Annotated in this window: 17 protein-coding genes; 13 read left to right on the plus strand and 4 right to left on the minus strand. The window is 72.4% G+C overall.

Annotated features, from left to right (window positions below):
* Positions 1–9 precede the first annotated feature (9 nt).
* Entirely contained in the window at positions 10–666 is a 657-nt protein-coding gene (locus AS857_RS12625) for an HAD-IA family hydrolase (protein ID WP_058043200.1), read from the minus strand.
* A gap of 258 nt (positions 667–924) precedes the next feature.
* Positions 925–3,363: a tetratricopeptide repeat protein gene (locus AS857_RS12630; RefSeq protein ID WP_058043201.1), complete on the minus strand. Its 2,439-nt coding sequence runs from the start codon at positions 3,361–3,363 to the stop codon at positions 925–927.
* Positions 3,364–3,746: 383 nt separating this feature from the next.
* On the opposite strand from AS857_RS12630, the gene AS857_RS12635 reads away from it, so the two are divergent.
* From AS857_RS12635 to AS857_RS12680, 10 genes are all read left to right on the plus strand, one after another.
* Complete coding sequence (locus AS857_RS12635; RefSeq protein ID WP_245700101.1) at positions 3,747–5,015, plus strand: Rieske 2Fe-2S domain-containing protein; 1,269 nt, start codon at positions 3,747–3,749, stop codon at positions 5,013–5,015.
* Positions 5,016–5,056: 41 nt separating this feature from the next.
* Positions 5,057–7,537, plus strand: a complete 2,481-nt coding sequence (locus tag AS857_RS38825; RefSeq protein ID WP_107105566.1) for an ATP-grasp domain-containing protein — start codon at positions 5,057–5,059, stop codon at positions 7,535–7,537.
* A 61-nt stretch (positions 7,538–7,598) separates the two neighbouring features.
* A complete protein-coding gene (locus AS857_RS12645) occupies positions 7,599–8,273 on the plus strand; it encodes a 7-cyano-7-deazaguanine synthase (protein WP_058043203.1) in 675 nt (224 codons plus the stop codon).
* Positions 8,274–8,275: 2 nt separating this feature from the next.
* Positions 8,276–8,641, plus strand: a complete 366-nt coding sequence (locus tag AS857_RS12650) for a 6-pyruvoyl trahydropterin synthase family protein (protein ID WP_058043204.1) — start codon at positions 8,276–8,278, stop codon at positions 8,639–8,641.
* Positions 8,642–8,797: 156 nt separating this feature from the next.
* Entirely contained in the window at positions 8,798–9,421 is a 624-nt protein-coding gene (locus AS857_RS12655) for a 7-carboxy-7-deazaguanine synthase QueE (protein ID WP_338058265.1), read from the plus strand.
* Positions 9,422–9,424: 3 nt separating this feature from the next.
* Entirely contained in the window at positions 9,425–10,021 is a 597-nt protein-coding gene (folE, locus tag AS857_RS12660) for a GTP cyclohydrolase I (protein ID WP_245699799.1), read from the plus strand.
* 53 nt (positions 10,022–10,074) lie between these two features.
* Positions 10,075–11,085 (plus strand): isopenicillin N synthase family dioxygenase, encoded by a 1,011-nt coding sequence (locus AS857_RS12665; protein ID WP_058043205.1) that lies wholly within the window; start codon positions 10,075–10,077, stop codon positions 11,083–11,085.
* A gap of 49 nt (positions 11,086–11,134) precedes the next feature.
* The gene (locus tag AS857_RS12670) at positions 11,135–12,379 is read left to right on the plus strand and encodes an ATP-grasp domain-containing protein (RefSeq protein WP_058043206.1); all 1,245 of its coding nucleotides are present in this window, start codon (positions 11,135–11,137) and stop codon (positions 12,377–12,379) included.
* A complete protein-coding gene (locus tag AS857_RS12675) occupies positions 12,379–13,611 on the plus strand; it encodes an MFS transporter (protein WP_245699800.1) in 1,233 nt (410 codons plus the stop codon). Before AS857_RS12670 ends, AS857_RS12675 begins: the two co-directional genes overlap by 1 nt.
* Positions 13,608–14,420, plus strand: coding sequence for a HalD/BesD family halogenase (locus AS857_RS12680; protein ID WP_058043207.1), 813 nt, complete (start codon positions 13,608–13,610; stop codon positions 14,418–14,420). The genes AS857_RS12675 and AS857_RS12680 overlap by 4 nt, the downstream gene beginning before the upstream one ends.
* Positions 14,421–14,426: 6 nt before the next feature.
* Here AS857_RS12680 and AS857_RS12685 read toward each other — a convergent pair whose 3' ends face one another.
* Positions 14,427–14,783, minus strand: a complete 357-nt coding sequence (locus tag AS857_RS12685) for a hypothetical protein (protein WP_058043208.1) — start codon at positions 14,781–14,783, stop codon at positions 14,427–14,429.
* 108 nt (positions 14,784–14,891) lie between these two features.
* Here AS857_RS12685 and AS857_RS12690 point away from each other — a divergent pair, with 108 nt between their 5' ends.
* Positions 14,892–15,332: a hypothetical protein gene (locus AS857_RS12690; RefSeq protein ID WP_058043209.1), complete on the plus strand. Its 441-nt coding sequence runs from the start codon at positions 14,892–14,894 to the stop codon at positions 15,330–15,332.
* A 111-nt stretch (positions 15,333–15,443) separates the two neighbouring features.
* On the plus strand, positions 15,444–15,965 hold the full coding sequence (locus tag AS857_RS12695; protein ID WP_058043210.1) for a pyridoxamine 5'-phosphate oxidase family protein: 522 nt from the start codon (positions 15,444–15,446) through the stop codon (positions 15,963–15,965).
* A 28-nt stretch (positions 15,966–15,993) separates the two neighbouring features.
* Here AS857_RS12695 and AS857_RS12700 read toward each other — a convergent pair whose 3' ends face one another.
* Positions 15,994–16,398 (minus strand): DUF5997 family protein, encoded by a 405-nt coding sequence (locus AS857_RS12700; protein WP_063278422.1) that lies wholly within the window; start codon positions 16,396–16,398, stop codon positions 15,994–15,996.
* A 58-nt stretch (positions 16,399–16,456) separates the two neighbouring features.
* Between AS857_RS12700 and AS857_RS12705 the strand changes: the two genes are divergently transcribed.
* The gene (locus AS857_RS12705; RefSeq protein WP_079110279.1) at positions 16,457–17,257 is read left to right on the plus strand and encodes a LysR family substrate-binding domain-containing protein; all 801 of its coding nucleotides are present in this window, start codon (positions 16,457–16,459) and stop codon (positions 17,255–17,257) included.
* Positions 17,258–17,267: the final 10 nt, after the last annotated feature.

Genomic DNA, 17,267 nt, shown 5'->3' on the forward strand with positions numbered 1-17,267 from the left:
GCGGCTCGCTCAGCCGACGACGATCTCCAGCTCCCCGGCCTCGTCGACCCGGGCGGACACGGCGGTCAGATCGGCGACCGTGGCGTCCGCGTCGAGTTCGTCCGGGCGGTGCGTCGTCGTCAAGGCGATCGTCGCCATGCCGGCCGCCCGCCCGGCGGCCAGGCCGGCGGGCGCGTCCTCGACGACGATGCACCGGGACGGGTCGACACCGAGCCGCTCGGCCGCCAGGAGGAAGGGCTCCGGGTGGGGCTTGTAGTGGGTGAGGTCGTCGTCCGAGGTGATGAGGAACTTGGGGTGGATCCCCACCTGGCCGAGGCGGGTCTCGGCCACGCGCCGGCTGCTGGACGTCACCACGGCCCAGCGGTCCTGGGGCAGCGAGGCCAGCAGCGCGACGGCACCGGGCACGGGCACCACGCCACCGGCGAGCGCGTCGGCCACCTCTGCGTCGGCCAGGCGCCGGAGCCCTTCGGCGACCTGACCGGCGGGCAGGAGGGCGGCGGCGATCTCGGCGGCCGGCCGGCCGTGCACCTCGACGCGGGCCATGGCCTCCTCCAGCGTCATGCCGTACGACTCGACCCAGCTGCTCCAGACGCGCTTGACCGACTGCAGGGAGGAGACCAGCGTTTCATCGCTGTCGAAGAGGAGGGCACTCGCCGAAAATCGCATGGCTGGGAGCGTACATGGCGTGTCCATGCATCCGTTCCGGGCGGGTGGTGGGGCCTACGGTGCGGAGTCCGCCGTCATGCGGCGACGGTCAGGACGATCTTTCCCGTGGTGCGGCCGTTGTCGCCGATCCCGTTGCCTTGGCGGCCCGTTCGAGGGCAGCACCGTGTCGATCAGCGGGCGCAGCCGGCCGGCGCCGGCCGGCGCCGCGATCTCCTGCCTGCCCGGAGACGTCTCCCGCCCGAAGCGGTGCCCCGCCGATCAGGAGGCGGGAAGCGCCGGTCGGCCGACGCGCGAGCCGGCCACCTGTCCGGGACCGCCGCCGTCCGCCGCGCGGCAGGGCGCCAGCCCGGCGAGGGAGCGCCGGACGTCCTGCTCGCGCGGATCCGCCAGCGCTTCGTAGACCGCCCACGCCCGCAGCCAGGCCCGCCGCGCCTGCTGCGCCCGGCCCTGCAGGCTCAGGCAGATGCCGAGCTGGTGCAGGGCCTGCGCGGTGCCGGCGAGCATTCCGGTGCGGCCGTGGAGCTCCAGCGCCGCGCGGTAGCAGTCCTCCGCGCTCGTGTGCTCGCCCAGGTCCCGGTAGGCGGTCCCGGTGAGCGTCCAGGACGACGCCTGCAGCCACAGCGAGCCGTGCGTGCGGTGCAGCTCGCGCGCCCGGGACAGCGGTGCGAGCGCCGCCCGCGGCCGGCCCTGGGCCAGCAGGGCCTCGCCCAGTGCGAAGAGCGCCATCGCCGTGCCCCAGGCGCTGCCGGCCGCCGTGAACAGCTCCAGGGCCCGCTCGACATGCCCGTTCGCCTCGGCGACGCGGCCCTGCCGCATGCAGGACAGGGCGTAGCCGAGGAGCACGCCCCCTTCGCCGGTGTGATCCCCCGCCGCGGCGAACCGCTCGATCGCCCGGCGGTAGTGCCCGTCCGCCGTCGCGTGCCGGCGAAGGCCCGCGCAAGCGCTGGCCAGGACCAGCTCCGCACATGCCTCGGCCAGTGCCGCCCCCGGGGCGGCGGCGCCGCGGGCGATGCGCCCGGCCTCCAGCTGGTCGTGATGGTGGTGGCGCAGGAACGAGAAGCTCCAGAGCGCGTGGGGCAGCTGCCAGGCCACCGTGCTGCCCGCCGCGCGGGCGGCCCGCGCGCAGGCCAGCAGGTTCACGCGCTCGTGCTCGTACCATTCCAGCGCCTCGGTGACGGACGCGAAGCGCCGCGGGCGGCACCCCTCGGGAAGCGGATCGAGCGGCACGCGGTGGCGCCCGAGCCCGAGCAACTGGTCGGCAGCGGCCTCGGCGGTGTGCAGGTACCAGCCGAGCACCCGCCCGGTGGAGGCCGCCAGCGCCTCCGGGGACTCCTCGGCCTCGGCGCGTTCCCCCGCGTACTCCCGCAGCAGGTCGTGCATCCGGTACCGGCCCGGCGCGACCTCCGCCACCAGATGGGCGGCGTGCAATTCGCCGAGCAGGCGTAAGGCGACGGCGGGCGGCTCGCCCAGGAGGGCCGCCACGGCATCCACCCCCGCCACGACGCCCGGGTGACGTGCCAGCAGCCGGAACGCCCGCGCCTGTTTCTCCGGCAGCGTCCGGTACGAGCAGGCGAACACCGGCCGCACCGCCGTCTCGGCCTCTCCCGGCACCGCCAGGGCGTCCAGCCGCGAACTCGCCCCGCCCAGCTCCTCGGCCAGCGCGGCGGCGAAGACCGGGCCCCGTTCGGCCACCCGCTCGGCGGCTATGCGCAGCGCCAGCGGAAGGTACGCGCAGCGGTGCGCGATGGCGGCCAGCACGACGTCGCCGGCGGGGGAGCCGGCCGGAACGGCCTCATGAGGCACCGGTTCCGGAAGCGCTGCCGCCGGGGACACCGCGCGCCGGTCGAGCGCTCGCCGCAGCAGCAGCACGGCCTCGTCGGCGGACATCGGCTCCAGGCTCAGGCGCATCGCGTCGTGCCGGACGCTCAGGCCCGTCAGCCGCCGTCTGCTGGTGACCAGGACGAGGCTGTGGCCGGTGCCGGGCAGCAGCGGCGCGACCTGCGAGGCCGAGTCCGCGTCGTCGAGGACCATGACCACCCGGCGCTCCGCCAGGACGCTGCGCAGCAGTGCCGCACGCTCGGCCGGCTCGACGGCGATGTCCTCCGGCGCCGCTCCGAGAGCGCGCAGCAGCCCCGCGGCCACGTCGCCCGGCACCGCGGGGCTGCCGTCCGGGCCGTGGGCCCGCAGGTCGGTGAAGAGCGCCCCGTCTGGGTACGACGGGCCCAGGCGCCGGGCCAGCGAGACGGCGAACGTGGTCTTGCCCGCGCCGCCCATCCCGTCCACCACGAGCACCGACGGTCCGGGGTGCCGCGCGAGGAGCGCCTCCGCACGGGCCAGTTCGCCGTCCCGGCCCCACATCTCCCCGGCGGCGGGCAACTGCGCGGGGAGGGGACGCCTGCGGCCCTCCGCCGCCCGGGCCTCCTCGGTACGGGCCCCCGCCGTCCGGGCCTCCGCCGTCCGTGCCTCCGGCTCGCGGCAGCCCAGCGCGGGCGGGCCCGCCGCCGTGACCAGCCGCGTCAACTCGCCGTCCGCGTCCATCACGCGGTCGCACAGCCGGGCGAGTTCGGGGGAGACCGCACGGGTGCCGTTCTCGACCCGGCTCAGATAGCTCTTGCTGTAGTTGACGAGCTGCGACAGCTGCGACAGCGACCACCCGCGCTCCATGCGCAGGGCCCGGATCCGCTCCCCGATCAGCACCTGTTTCCCCCCGGCACTCCTGTCGGCCGCCCTGCCGTGCGCGCCGCCCCGTTTCTCACCCTACGTCAGCTCAGCCGACGGTGTCCGTGCAGGTGAGAGGCGTGTTGCGGCCCGGAGTGCCCCATCCGGCGCGGCCGTTGTCAGCCGTTGCCCAATCGCTCGGACAACAGGCAACGCCTTGAACACCGGTGGCATCGCGCCACAGGCTGGCCGCAGGAAAGGACGGAACCCGCTTCCACGGTTCCTTCCGAACCCCCCTTTCCGAACCCCCCTTTCCACCCCCCGAATTCCCCCCTTTCCACGCTCCTTTCCCCATTCGTTTTCACGGCGCGAAAGACAGGATCACAGTGCTGTCAGCGGAGAAGAACCGGACCTTGACGGAAGTGGGTCCCGGCACGCCCATGGGTGAACTACTGCGCCGGTATTGGCACCCGGTCGCTCCGGCCATGGAGCTGCGCGAACGGCGGGTCAAGCCGGTCAGGCTGCTGGGCGAGGACCTCCTGTTGTTCCGCAAGCAGGACGGCGGCCACGGCCTGATCTCCCGCCACTGTCCCCACCGGCGTGCCGATCTCGCCCTCGGCTGGGTCGACGGCGACGACATGCGGTGCGCCTACCACGGGTGGGCGTTCGACGCGAGCGGCCGCTGTGTCAGCCAGCCGTTCGAGGAGGCGGGCCCGGCCGGAGGGTTCCGCGACAAGGTCCGCGTGGCCTCGTACCCCACCGCGACGCTCGGCGGTCTCGTCTGGGCCTACCTGGGCCCGGACCCCGCGCCGCTGCTGCCGGACTTCGAACCCTTCAGCTGGAGCCACGGCTTCGTCGAAGTCATCATGACGGAACTCCCCTGCAACTGGTTCCAGTGCCACGAGAACGGCGTCGACCCGGTCCATTTCGAATGGCTGCATTCGAACGGAAACGTGGTGCGCGGCAACCCCGACGCCCGCGACTACGTCGCGACCCACCTGGACATCGAATTCCTGGAGTTCGAGTACGGATTCGTCAACGGCCGGGTCGTCGACACGGTCGATGCCCCGAAGGGCGAGTACGCGCGCACCAGCAACGTGGCCGACGGAGGAATCCTCTGCCTGTGGCCGTACACCCTGGTCTCCGGCAGCACGATCGAGTTCCGCGTGCCGATGGACGACCGGCGCACCCTCAACATCACCTGGCAGTACTCCGTGCTCCCGGAGGACGTGTCCACCGGCGAGCAGGACTCCGACACCGTCCCGTACTGGTACGGCCCGTACACCGACCCCGAGACCGGCGACGTCATCATGTCGCACACCCTGAACCAGGACTTCGCGACCTGGGCGGGCCAGGGAGCCGTCACGGACCGGACCAGTGAGCAGCTGGGGCGCAGCGACGCGGGCATCACCATGCTGCGCCGCCGGTACTTCGAGGCGATCCAGCAGGTCGCCAGGGGCGAGGACCCGCCGGGAACGGTGCGCGATCCCGGGGCCAACGTGAGGATCCAGCTGCCGATCCACAGCAAGTCCTACTACACCGAAGGAATGCCTCGCGCCGTCTTCGAGGAGAAGCTCGCCGCCCGCAAGCGCAGCGGGCTGTTCGGGATCGGCGGATTCCACGCCGTCCAGGCCGGCCGCCCGGAGCACCTCCAGGCGAGGTACGAAGAGATCGCAGGTATCGCGGAGTGATACGGAATTCTGTCGTCAAAAGCGTCCTGATCGTCGGGGGCATGCGTACGGAGGTGCTGGAGGCGGCCCGGAACGCGGGCCTGCACATCACCTACCTGGGCCCCGAGTCCTCGGTGACCGGGCGCCACCACGACCTCGCCGATTCCCTGACCGCGCTGCCCGGGCTCACGCCGGAGCAGGCCGTCCGTACCGCGATCGCGCTGCACCGGGAGGCGCCGTTCGACCTGGCCCTGACGGCGGGGGACACGTACCTCCAGGCCGTCGCGCAGATCAACCACGAACTCGGGCTCGGCGCGAACCCCCTCCGGACGACCTCGGCCGTCAACGACAAGGCGCTCATGCGGGACGTCCTGCGGGGCACGGCAGTGCGCCAGGTGGCCGCCGCGAAGGTGCGGAACCGGGACGACCTGCGGGAATTCGCCGCAGCCCACGGATTCCCGGTGATCCTCAAGCCGGCCCGGGGGACCGGGAGCACGGGCATCCACGTCGTCACCGGCCTGCCGGAGCTCGAAAGCGCGGCGGAGGAGCTGGACTCCAGCGGTGCCGGCGACGGGGAAGGCGCGGCGCCGTGGGTGGTCGAAGAGTTCCTCGTGGGACGGGAATTCAGCGTCGAGACCCACAGCACCGCCGGCGAGCACCACCTCCTGGCCGTCACCGAGAAGTTCACGAACGACAACCGCGTCGAGATCGGCCACGTGGTGCCCGCGCGCATCACGCCCTCGGAGCGTGCCGCGCTCGCCGACGAGACGAAGGCGGTGCTGACCGCCCTCGGCGTGCAGGAGGGCCCGGGGCACACCGAGATGATCCTCACCGGACGGGGGCCCCGTCTCATCGAGACGCACACCCGCCCGGGAGGCGACGCGATCGTCGAGCTGGTCCGGCTCGCCACGGGCTTCGACATCCACCAGCTCACGTTCTCGTGGCTGTCGGGGGAGCCGGTGGACATGGTGCGGGAGCCGTTCGCCGGTGCTGCCGCCATCTGGTTCTGCACGCCTCCGGAGGGCCGGGTGACGGCCGTCGGCGGCGTGGCGGAGGCCCTGGCCCGCGAGGGGGTGGAGGACGCCGTCCTCACGGCGGCCGTGGGCGACGTGATCCCTCCGGTCCGGAACTCGGAGGACCGGGCGGGCTTCGCCTTCGCCACCGGAGCGGACGCGGACACCGCCCTGGCCCGCGCGAAGGAGTCCGTCGCGCAATTCGTCGTGGAGCTCGCCGACGCCGCGGACGCGACACCCGCCGCGGACGTCATGCCTGCCGCGGAGGTCATGCCTGCCGTGGACGTCACGCCTGCCGTGGCCGCCGCCGAAAGGCCGCTGCTGCTGCTGATCGGCAGCGGCGGGCAGGTCTGGCGCGAATACATGCTCCGGTCCATGGCGACCGAATACCGGGTGCACCTGTTCTGCCCGGAGCCTCCGACCTGGGAGCTTCCCCACATCGAGGGCCACAGCGTGGTGGACACGCTGGACGTCGAAGCGATGACGGCTCTCGCCCGGGCCACGGCGGAGCGGTTCTCCGGTGTGCTGACCTACGAGGAGACGCGGGTGGAGGCCACCGCCGGGCTGGCCACCGCGCTGGGCCTGCGCACCAGCCCGCCCGGGGCGGTCCGCGCCTGCCGAGACAAGTACACGGGGCGCGAGGCGCTGAGGCGCGCCGGGGTGCCGCAGGCCGCGTCGATCGCCGTCGCCGGCCTCGAGGAGGCCCGGGAGGCCGCCGACCGGATCGGCTACCCGGTGGTCGTCAAACCACGTGCCCTCTCGGCCAGCTGCGGCGTGACCCTGGCGGCCGGTCCGGAGCAGCTGGAGCAGGCCTTCGAGGAGGCCGGCCGGATCTGGTTCGACGAGGTCGCCCCGTACGAGCGCCCGATCCTGGTCGAGGAGTTCCTCGACGGGCCGGAGATCAGCGTGGAGGCCGTGTGCCGCGACGGACGCGTCACCGCGCTGTTCGTGGCCCACAAGTCGCTCGGATACGCCCCCGGCTTCGAGGAGACCGGCCACCTGGTCATGGCCGGAGACCCGCTGCTGGACGACCCGCGCCTGCTGAAGGTCCTCCAGGACGCGCACACCGCGGTCGGGCTCACCGACACCGTCACCCACACGGAACTGCGGCTGACCGGCGACGGACCGCGGGTCGTGGAGATCAACGCCCGGGTCGGCGGAGACCGCATCCCCTACCTGGGCGGGCTCGCCACCGGCGTGGACATCGGCCTGATCGCGGCAGACCTGGCCGTCGGCGCGGAGCCCGGCACCGAGCCCACACGGTCGGCCGTCGCGGCCATCCGCTTCCTCTACCCCGATCAGGACCTGACGACCGCCTCCGTCGAGGTGGACCGCGACCGGCTCCCGGACGGGACCCACGAGGTCCGGATCCTGGCGGGCCCGGGCAAGGAGCTCCGGCTGCCGCCCAAGGACCCCGTCCGCTCCCGGTACGCCTTCGTCATCGCGGTGGCCGGGACGGAGAAGAGCTGCACGGCGGCGCTGGACGAGGCGGCCGCGGCCGTGACCGTCCACGGCACCCCGCTCGCCTGACGACCCCGTCGCCCGGCCCACCCGCCGGCCCAGCCCGGCTCACCCATCAGCAAGGACGCTCATGTCGAAGATCATCGCCATCGTCTCCGGGGGCATGGACTCCGTGACCATGGCCCACCGGCTCAAGGAGCAGGGGAACGACGTACACCTGCTGTCGGTCGACTACGGCCAGCGGCACCGCAAGGAACACGACTTCGCGGCCGCCGCGGCCGAGCGGCTCGGCGCCGTTCACCAGGTCGCCGACCTGCGCGCCGTCGGCGCCATGTTCCGCGGCTCCTCCCTCACCGACCCCTCGGTCGACGTGCCCGAACAGACCTGGAGCGGTTACGGGGAGAGCCCGAACATCGTCCCGAACCGCAATGCCCTGCTGCTCGCCGTCGCCTTCGCGATCGCCGTCGTGGAGAAGGCCGAGGCCGTCGCCATCGGCGTCATAGCGGGCGACGTCACCTCGGTTCCCGACAGCACCCCCGCGTTCCTCGAATCCTTCATCGCCATGGAGAGGATCGCGACCCGGGGATACGCACACCCGGACCTCGGCCTGCTGGCGCCCCTGTCCGGGATGGAGAAGAGCGGCGTCGTCCTGCTGGGCGAGGAGCTCGGCGTGCCGTGGACCCGGACGTGGACCTGCTTCCGCGGCGAGGAGACCCACTGCGGCCGCTGCGCACCCTGCTGGGAGCGGCAGGAAGCCTTCCGCGACGCCGGAGTACAAGACCCGACGACTTATCAGAACGGTTGATCATGACCCTGCGCATCACCAAGCAGTTCGCCTTCTCGGCGAGCCACCAGCTGGACGGACTGCCCGAAGGCCACCAGTGCGGCCGCCTGCACGGCCACAACTACGTGGTCGAGGTCGAGCTGAGCGCCGGACGCGACCGGCTCACCGCCCCCGGCTTCGTCCGGGACTACGGGGAGCTCTCCGGGTTCAAGAAGTGGATCGACGAGCTGCTCGACCACCGGCACCTGAACGACGTGGTCGAGGAGCAGAACCCCTCGGCCGAGAACCTCGCGGTGTGGATCTACGAACAGTGGTCCACGGTCTACCCGGAGCTGACGGCCGTGCGCGTGTCCGAGACGCCGAAGACCTGGGCCGAGTACCGGCCCTGACCCTTCCTCCACCGAAGAGCCCGCGTGAAACCCCGACATGAAAAGGAGGTGGTGCCCTGTGGAACCGGAACTCGTCGTCAATGAGATCTTCGGCCCCACCTAGCGGCCTTCCAGGGCGAAGGCCGGTCCATCGGCCGCCGGTGCGCGTTCCTGCGGCTGGGAGGCTGCAATCTCTCGTGCCACTGGTGCGACACCCCGTACACCTGGGACTGGGCGGGGAAGAGCGACGCGGCGACCGCGTTCGATCCCAAGGCCGAGCTCCATCCGATGCCCGTCGGCGCGGTCGCGGAAAAGCTGCTCGCCCTCGACGTCGGCATGGTGGTGATCTCGGGCGGAGAGCCCCTGAACCAGCAGAAGCGGCTGGTGCCGCTCGTCGGCGAACTGACCGGCCGCGGCGTCGAGATCGAGATCGAGACGAACGGCACCAGGGTGCCCGACGAGGACCTGATCGCGGCCGGCGTGCGCTTCAACGTATCGCCCAAGCTCTCCCACGCGGGAGACCCGGTCGGGCGGCGCATCGTGCCGGCCGCCCTGCACAGGCTGGCGGGGCTGCCCTCCAGCACCTTCAAGTTCGTCTGCCGGGAGACGAACGATCTCGACGAGGTCGCCGGCCTCGTCGAGGAGTACGGCATCCGGTCGGTCTGGATCATGCCCGAGGGGCAGAGCAGCGAGGCGATCGGCAAGCACACGGACGTGCTCGTCGCCGACGTCATCGACCGCGGCTGGAACATCACGACCAGGCTGCACACCCTGGTCTGGGGACACAAGAGAGGTGTCTGAGCGATGCTCAACACAGAGATGGACGCCGAGCTGCGGGGCATCGTCGGCGAGGCCGACACCGATCCCCTGGAGCGCCTCGCGCGCCGGCTCCTCCTGGAGATCGGCGAGGATCCGACGCGGGACGGCCTGAAGGACACCCCTGCGCGCTACGCCCGCTGGTGGCGGGAGTTCACCAACTACGATCCGGGCACCATCGAGACCCTCTTCGAGACGACCTCCTCGGGTCAGATGGTGCTGGTCTCGGGGATCGAGGTGTGGTCGCTGTGCGAGCACCACCTGCTCCCCTTCAACTGCTCCCTCACCATCGCCTACCGCTCCGCCGAGCAGCTGCTCGGGCTGTCGAAGTTCGCCCGGATCGCCCACCAGCACGCCCACAAGCTGCAGGTCCAGGAGCGCCTCGTCTCGGACGTCGCGCACGACATCACGCGCATCACCGGAGCGCAGGACGTCGCCGTCATCGGCCAGGGCGAGCACCTGTGCATGACGATGCGCGGCATCAGGACCAGTGCCCGGATGACCTCGACCTCCTTCCACGGAGCCTTCGCGGAGGACAGCACCGCACGCTCCGAACTGCTGACCTTCGTCCGGGGCTCCGCCTGAGCGGAAGGCGGGAGCACACGGAGACAGCCCCACCCACCGACGAAGGACACGCCTTGTCAGAGATCTTCCCCGTGCTCGACCTGCGTGACGCCGAACGCAGCACGGAATCCCGCGCCGCATTCCTGGACGCCCTGCGGGCGGCCGTCCACGACATCGGCTTCTTCCAGCTCGTGGGCCACGGCGTCGAGGGCGCCGACGCCCTGCTCGGACTCGCCCGCGAGTTCTTCGCCCTGCCCGAACACGAGCGGGACGAGCTCAGCATCCTCAAGTCGCCCTACTTCCGCGGGTACTCGGAGCTCGGCCGCGAACGGACCCGGGGCGTGCCGGACCAGCGCCGGCAACTGGACGTGGGACCGGAGTGCCCGGCCCTGCGCCCCGGCCCGGGCGACCCCTCCTACCTGTGGCTCGCCGGGCCCAACCAGTGGCCGTCCGCGCTGCCGGGCCTGCGCCCCGCGGTGCTGGACTGGATGGACCGGCTCACCGGCGTCTCCCACCGGCTGCTCCGGCTCGTCCTGGAGGCGCTGGACACGCCCGCGGACTTCCTCGACGACGTCGTGGCCCCGAGCCCGCACGTGCACTTCAAGCTCCTGCACTACCCGGGGCCGGCGGCCCCGGCAGCGGGCGAGGAGGAGCAGGGCGTGGGCATCCACAAGGACTACGGCCTGCTCACCCTGCTGCTCCAGGACGACAAGGGAGGCCTGCAGGTCGACGTCGGCGACGGCCGGTTCGTGGACGTCCCCGTGCTCCCGGGAGCGTTCGTTGTGAACCTCGGCGAGCTCCTGGAGGTCGCCACCCGCGGCTACCTGCGGGCCACCACCCACCGCGTGCGCCGGCCGGCCCCCGGCGTCGACCGCTACTCCGCGCCGTTCTTCTACAACCCGCAGCTGCACGCGGCCATGCGGCCGCTGCCGAGCCCCTACGTCGATGCGGCCGGCGGAGTCGAGCACGACCCCGCCAACCCGCTGTTCGCCGGCTACGGCGAGAACGTCATGAAGGGAATGCTGCGGGCCTTTCCCGAGGTCGTGGCGGCCCACCACCCCGGCATGCGGGCACCGGCCGCATGACGCGCCCGCCCGCGAGCCCTGCCGAGACGACTCCCGTGAGAGGGACACCTTGAACGAGTGCAAACCCGCCGTCCTCCTGGTCGACCCGCTCAAGAGCGGGGAGGGCTACAAGAAGGCGGCCGCGGACATGGGGCTGGCCGTCGTCGCCCTGTACACCCTGGGGGTCCGCGAACTGAACGCCCGCTGGCCGGACCACACCGACGGCGACGACGTGTCCCTCTACGCCTCGGACGCCTCCGAAGCGCTGGCCGCCCTCGGCGGCCTCGACCACGAGATCAGGGCCGTCGTCCCCGCCTTCGAGTCCGCGGTCCACATCGCCGACGTCGTCGCGGACGCCCTCGGGCTGCCGGGCAACGACGTCTCCCTGGCGGTGGCCCGGCGCAACAAGGCCGCGATGCGCGCCCACGCGGCCGAGGCGGGGGTCCGCATCCCGGCCTTCCGCCTGGTGCGAGAGCTCTCCGAGGTCCCGGCGGCGGCCGCCGCGATCGGCTACCCGGTCATCGTCAAGCCCACCATGGACGCCGGCGCGAACGGCGTCACGCTGGTCAGGGACGCGCAGGCCGCCGAGAACCTGAGGATCGAGGACGAGAACGGCCTCTTCAGCTGGCCGGACGAGTGGCTGGTCGAGGAGTACATCCGGGGCCGGGAGTTCGCGGTCAACTGCTACAGCAGCGACGGCGACCACCGCGTCGTGGACATGTGGGAGTACCGGCAGCCCGACTCCCGCGACTACGACTTCCCCCTCTGGGACAACGTCCAGGCCGTCCCCGAGGACCCCGACTGGGACCGGGTCGCGGAACACGTCACGCACCTGCTCACCGCCTTCGGCGTGCACCGCGGACCCAGCCACACCGAGGTCAAGGTCAACTCCCGGGGAGTCCACCTGATCGAGCTGGGGGCCAGGCTCCCCGGCGGCCCCGCCACGGACCAGTGGGCGCAGTACACGGACATCCGGCCCTTCCACGACGCCCTCGAGTGCTACCTGGGCTGCCGCCCGGAGATCATGGACAAGCCGCTCAACAGCCGCGCGCTCTTCGGGGCCATCGCCGTCCGCAACGACGACGCCCCAGGCACGCTCGTCGCCGTGCACGGGCTGGAGCAGGTCCGCAGCCATCCGTGCGTCGACAAGGTGCTGGTCTCCTACGAGCCGGGCGACCACGTCCCCGTCACCCACGAGGTCAAGACCATCCCCGTCGGCGCCTGGGTGTCGGGCCCCGATCAGCAGACGGTCGAGCGCGTGCTCGCCGAGATCAGGGCGACCGTCAGGCTGGAGATCACCCCGGATCCGCACTGATGTCCGCCGAGCCCGCCGCGGCGACCGACCCCGCACCGCACCGGCCGCTCGCCGGCTACCGCGAACTGCTGGGAGCCCCCGGCTTCCGGCGGATCGCGGCGGCCGCCCTGGCGGCGAAGCTCCCGGCCGGCATGGTCCCCCTGAGCCTCCTGCTGCTCATCGGCCGGGAGTACTCCTACGGCGTCGCGGGCCTGGCCGTGAGCAGCCTGGCGGTGGGGGAGGGGCTGACCGCCCCCCTGCGCGGCCGGCTCGCCGACCGCCGTTCGCCCCGCGTGGTGCTGCCCGTCTGCCTCGCCGGATACCTGACGGCCGGCGCCCTGCTGCTCCTGGCCGTGGCCCGCGGGGCGTCCGCCGTCGCGGTCTGTTCCCTCACGGCGGTCGTGGGAGCCGCCGTCCCCCCGGTCGGCATCATGATGCGCTCGGTCTGGTTCTCCACCGCCGGCGCCCGGACGCTGCCCACCGCGATGGCCCTGGACACCACCCTGACGAACGCCGCCCTGATCACCGGCCCGGTGCTGACCGGCTGGCTGAGCCTGTCGGTCTCGGGATTCGCGCCGTTCGCCGTCATCGCGGCCCTCATGGCCGGGGCGGTCGGCGTGCTGACCGGCTTTCCGTTCGCACCGCGCCCGGCCCGGCCCGGGCACCGGGCCGGGCCCCTGGCCTCGGGACCACTGCGCCGCCTGATGGCCGCGCACGGCCTCTTCGTCGTCGCGATCACCGTCGTGGACGTCGTGCTGCCCCTCCACGCCCAGGCCTCCGGCGCGGCCGCGTACGCGGGCCTGTACCTGGGGGCCATGTCCGTCGGCAGCATCCTGGGCAGCCTCGCCCTGGGCGCCGCCCCCGCCCTGCTGTCGCGCGGCCCGCGGATCTCCGTACTGCTCTGCGCGTTCGCGGCGGGAGCCGGCCTGCTGGCACTGGCCATGCGCCTGTCCCCGCTGACGGTCCTCCTGGTCTGCCCGGTGGCCGGAGCGGTCGTGGGCACCGCCTTCGGCACCCTGTACACCCTCGCCGGGGACCTCGCACCCGAGGGGAGGGTCACCGAGACCATGGCCTGGCTCAGCAGCCTCAACCAGGCCGGCGGGGCGCTGGGGGCGGCGGCGGGTGCGCACGTCGCCGCCACGGAGGGCGGCGGCACGGCGCTCCTGCTGGTACCGGCCGTGGCCCTCCTGGCCGCGGCGTTCGGCCGGCAAACGAAACCCGACTCATCAGCAAAGGAGAAGAACGCGCCATGAACGCACGCGCCATGAACGCACGCGAGATCGACGTACACGAGATCGACGAGACGCTCGAGAAATTCCTGGCCGAGAACTACACGCCGGAGCGGGTGCAGCAGCTGGCGGACCGCTTCCAGCGCACCGGCTTCGTGAAGTTCGACTCGCACATGCGGATCGTCCCCGAAGAGCTGATAACCGCCGTGCGCGCCGAGGCCGACCGGCTCGTCCGGGAGCACAAGGAGCGCCGCGACCTCGTGCTCGGCACCACCGGGGGCACACCGCGCAACCTGAGCGTGGTGAAGAGCCAGGACGTCGAGCAGAGCGACCTGATCCGCGCCGTCACCCGCTCGGAGGTCCTGCTGACCTTCCTGGCGGGCATCACCCGCGAGCGGATCATCCCGGAAGTGTCGGACGACGAGCGCTATCTGATCACGCACCAGGAGTTCGCGTCGGACACCCACGGCTGGCACTGGGACGACTACAGCTTCGCGTTCAACTGGGCGCTGCGCATGCCCCCGATCGCGAGCGGCGGCATGGTCCAGGCCGTGCCGCACACGCACTGGGACAAGAACGCTCCCCGGATCAACGAGACCCTCTGCGAGCGGCAGATCGACACCTACGGGCTCGTCTCGGGCGACCTCTACCTGCTGCGCAGCGACACCACGATGCACCGGACGGTGCCGCTGACGGAGGACGGGGCGGTGCGCACCATGCTCGTCGTGTCCTGGTCCGCCGAGCGCGACCTCGGCAAGGTGCTGACCGGGAACGACCGCTGGTGGGAGAACCCCGAGGCCGGTGCCGCACAGCCGGTGCACCGGGCCGGCTGACCCCGGTCAGGGGCGGGTGTCGCTGTGGCCGCACACCCAGGCCAGGGTGTCGAGCACTCCGTGGACGTAGTCCCTGGGCACCGTCCGCTGCGTGAAGTCCTCCAGTTGCGCTTGTGCGGCGTCCGCTTCGGCCGTCAGGGCCGCCAGGTCCGGGGCCCCGTCGGAGCGGCCGCCGGTGACCGGTGACACCTGTCCCCGGCCCAGGGCCCAGAGGTACGCGGTCAGGGCGCCGCGCGTGTACTGGGTCTGCCGGACCGGCCCGGCCGCCTTCCGGTCGAGCCGGCGGTGGGCCTGCTGGACCTCGGCGACGGGCCGGACACCGGCCCTCGGCCCTTCGGGATCGATGAGGTGAGAAGTAGTCATATCGATACGCGTAGCCCCATCGAACGGTTCTACGCCTCGCGTATCGGCGCCCGGCTCCGGGGGTAGGCAGGGAGAGCGCGTCCCGGCACTCCGGAGAAGGGAAGCATCATGGCGGACCACAGCGCGGAAGAGGTGCCCGGCGGCACGAGCGACGACATGGCCAATCCGGCGGTCGAGCGCGGCACGCTCTCCCTGACGCAGTCGGAGGACGGCGTTCCGACGCTGACGGTGAGCGGAGGGAACGCCATCGCCAAGGGAATCCGCGTGGTGGACGACTCGGGCAAGGTGATCGCGGCCTACGTGGGGTTCTGCGTCGACGACCTCAGCGTGGCCAAGTCGATGCAGAGCGCGGTGTCCGGAGCCGTGGCGCACTCCCTCGACGGCATATCCGAGAAGCAGGCCGCGAAGGCCGAGGCGCCGTCGGGCGTCATCACCGGGCACGCCGGCCCCGACACCCCGGTGAAGCTGACCCCGGACGAGTTCCGCGAACAGGTCGTGACCACCTTGGCGACCGAGCTGATCGATCTCTCCCGCGACCTGCGCCGCTGATCTCCTCCGCGGCCGGTATGCGGCCCGGCCGGCCCGGATGCAGGGTCCTCACCGGAGGGGCACGATCGGCCCATGGGGCCATCGGCCCACCGGCCCCGGGAGGAGACGCCCATGCCCGGCACGGAACCCCTCGCCGCACTGGACGAGCGTTACAGCAGTGCGCAGGCGACGGCAGCGGACTGGAGCGACGCCGTCGCCTCGCTGGCCCGGGCGGAGGTGTACTGGCTGACGACCGTACGCCCCGACGGGCGCCCGCACGTCACTCCCCTGATCGGCGTATGGGAGGACGGTGCGCTGCACTTCTGCACCGGCGCGGAGGAGCGCAAGGCGAAGAACCTGCGGAGCAACCCGCACGTCGCCCTCACGACCGGCTGCAACACCCTCCGGGAGGGATGCGACCTGGTCGTCGAGGGGGAGGCCGTGCGGGTGAGCGAGGAGCAGCGGCTGCTGCGGCTCGCCGGCGCGTGGGAGGCCAAGTACGGCACGGAGTGGCACTTCGACGTGGCGAACGGCGTGTTCGTCCACGGCGCCGGCGAGGCCCTGGTCTTCGCGGTGGCCCCCCGCACGGCCTTCGGCTTCGGCAAGGGCGAGCCCTACAGCCAGACCCGCTGGCGGTTCACCGGCAGCGGGTGACCAAGGTCACGGAGGGGGCAGGGGCGGGTCAGGCGCGCGGGTCGTCGTCCTGGCCGTCGCGCGCCGCGTTCTTCTCCTTGATGCGCGCCGCCTCCTTGCGGACCTCGGCCTGGGTGGCGCGCTCGCGCTGCAGCCACTCGGGCTGCTCGTTCTTCAGCGCGTCGATCTGCTCCGTCGTGAGGGCCTCGGTGACCCCGCCGCGGGCCAGGCCGGCGATGGAGACGCCGAGCTTCGCCGCCACCACGGGACGGGGGTGCGGGCCGTTGCGGCGCAGGTCCTGCAGCCACTGGGGCGGATCGGCCTGCAGTGCGTTGAGCTCGCTGCGCGAGACGACACCCTCCTGGAACTCGGCGGGGGTGGCCTGGAGGTACACACCCAGCTTCTTCGCCGCGGTCGCGGGCTTCATGGTCTGGGCGGTCTTGTGCGACGTCATGCTGTCAAGGGTATCGAGCATGTGAGCTACCTCTGACCACGACCGGTAACCTGGCGGGGTGACAGGCTCGGAAGATTCCCCTTCGTTCCGGCTCGCGTATGTCCCTGGAGTGACACCCACCAAGTGGGTGCGGATCTGGAACGAGCGGCTGCCCGAAGTCCCACTGACGCTCGTGGCGGTGCCCGCCGCCGAAGCGTGCGAAGCGCTGCGGCGCGGCGACGCCGACGCGGGCTTCGTACGGCTGCCGGTGGACCGGCAGGACCTCAGCGCGATCCCCCTCTACACCGAGGCGACCGTGGTCGTGATCCCGAAGGACCACGTCGTGGCGGCGGTCGACGAGGTCTCCCCGGCGGACCTGGCGGACGAGATCGTGCTGCATCCCCTCGACGACGTCCTCGGCTGGGAGACGCTGCCCGGGAAGCCCGCGATCGAGCGTCCCGCCACGACGGCGGACGCCATCGAGCTGGTGGCGGCGGGCGTGGGCGTGCTGGTCGTGCCGCAGTCGCTCGCCCGCCTGCACCACCGCAAGGACCTCACCTACCGGCCGCTCTCGGACGCCCCGGAGTCCCGCGTCGCCCTGTCGTGGCCGCAGGAGGAGACCACCGACCTGGTGGAGCACTTCATCGGGATCGTCCGCGGGCGGACGGTCAACAGCTCGCGGGGCCGGCCCCTGCCCCAGGCGGCGCAGCCCCAGGACAAGGCCAAGGCCGGAGCCAAGGCGCAGGCCAAGCAGAAGCGCCCCGGTACGGGCGGCGCACAGCGCAAGCCCGCGGCCGGCAAGTCGGGCGGCAAGGCCCCCCGGGGCGGCGCGGCCGGCTCCAAGGGCGCCAAGCGCGGAAAGCCCCGCCGCAAGTCCTGACCCGGGCGAC

The organism is Streptomyces roseifaciens (genome assembly GCF_001445655.1).
GTDB lineage: Bacteria > Actinomycetota > Actinomycetes > Streptomycetales > Streptomycetaceae > Streptomyces > Streptomyces aureoversilis.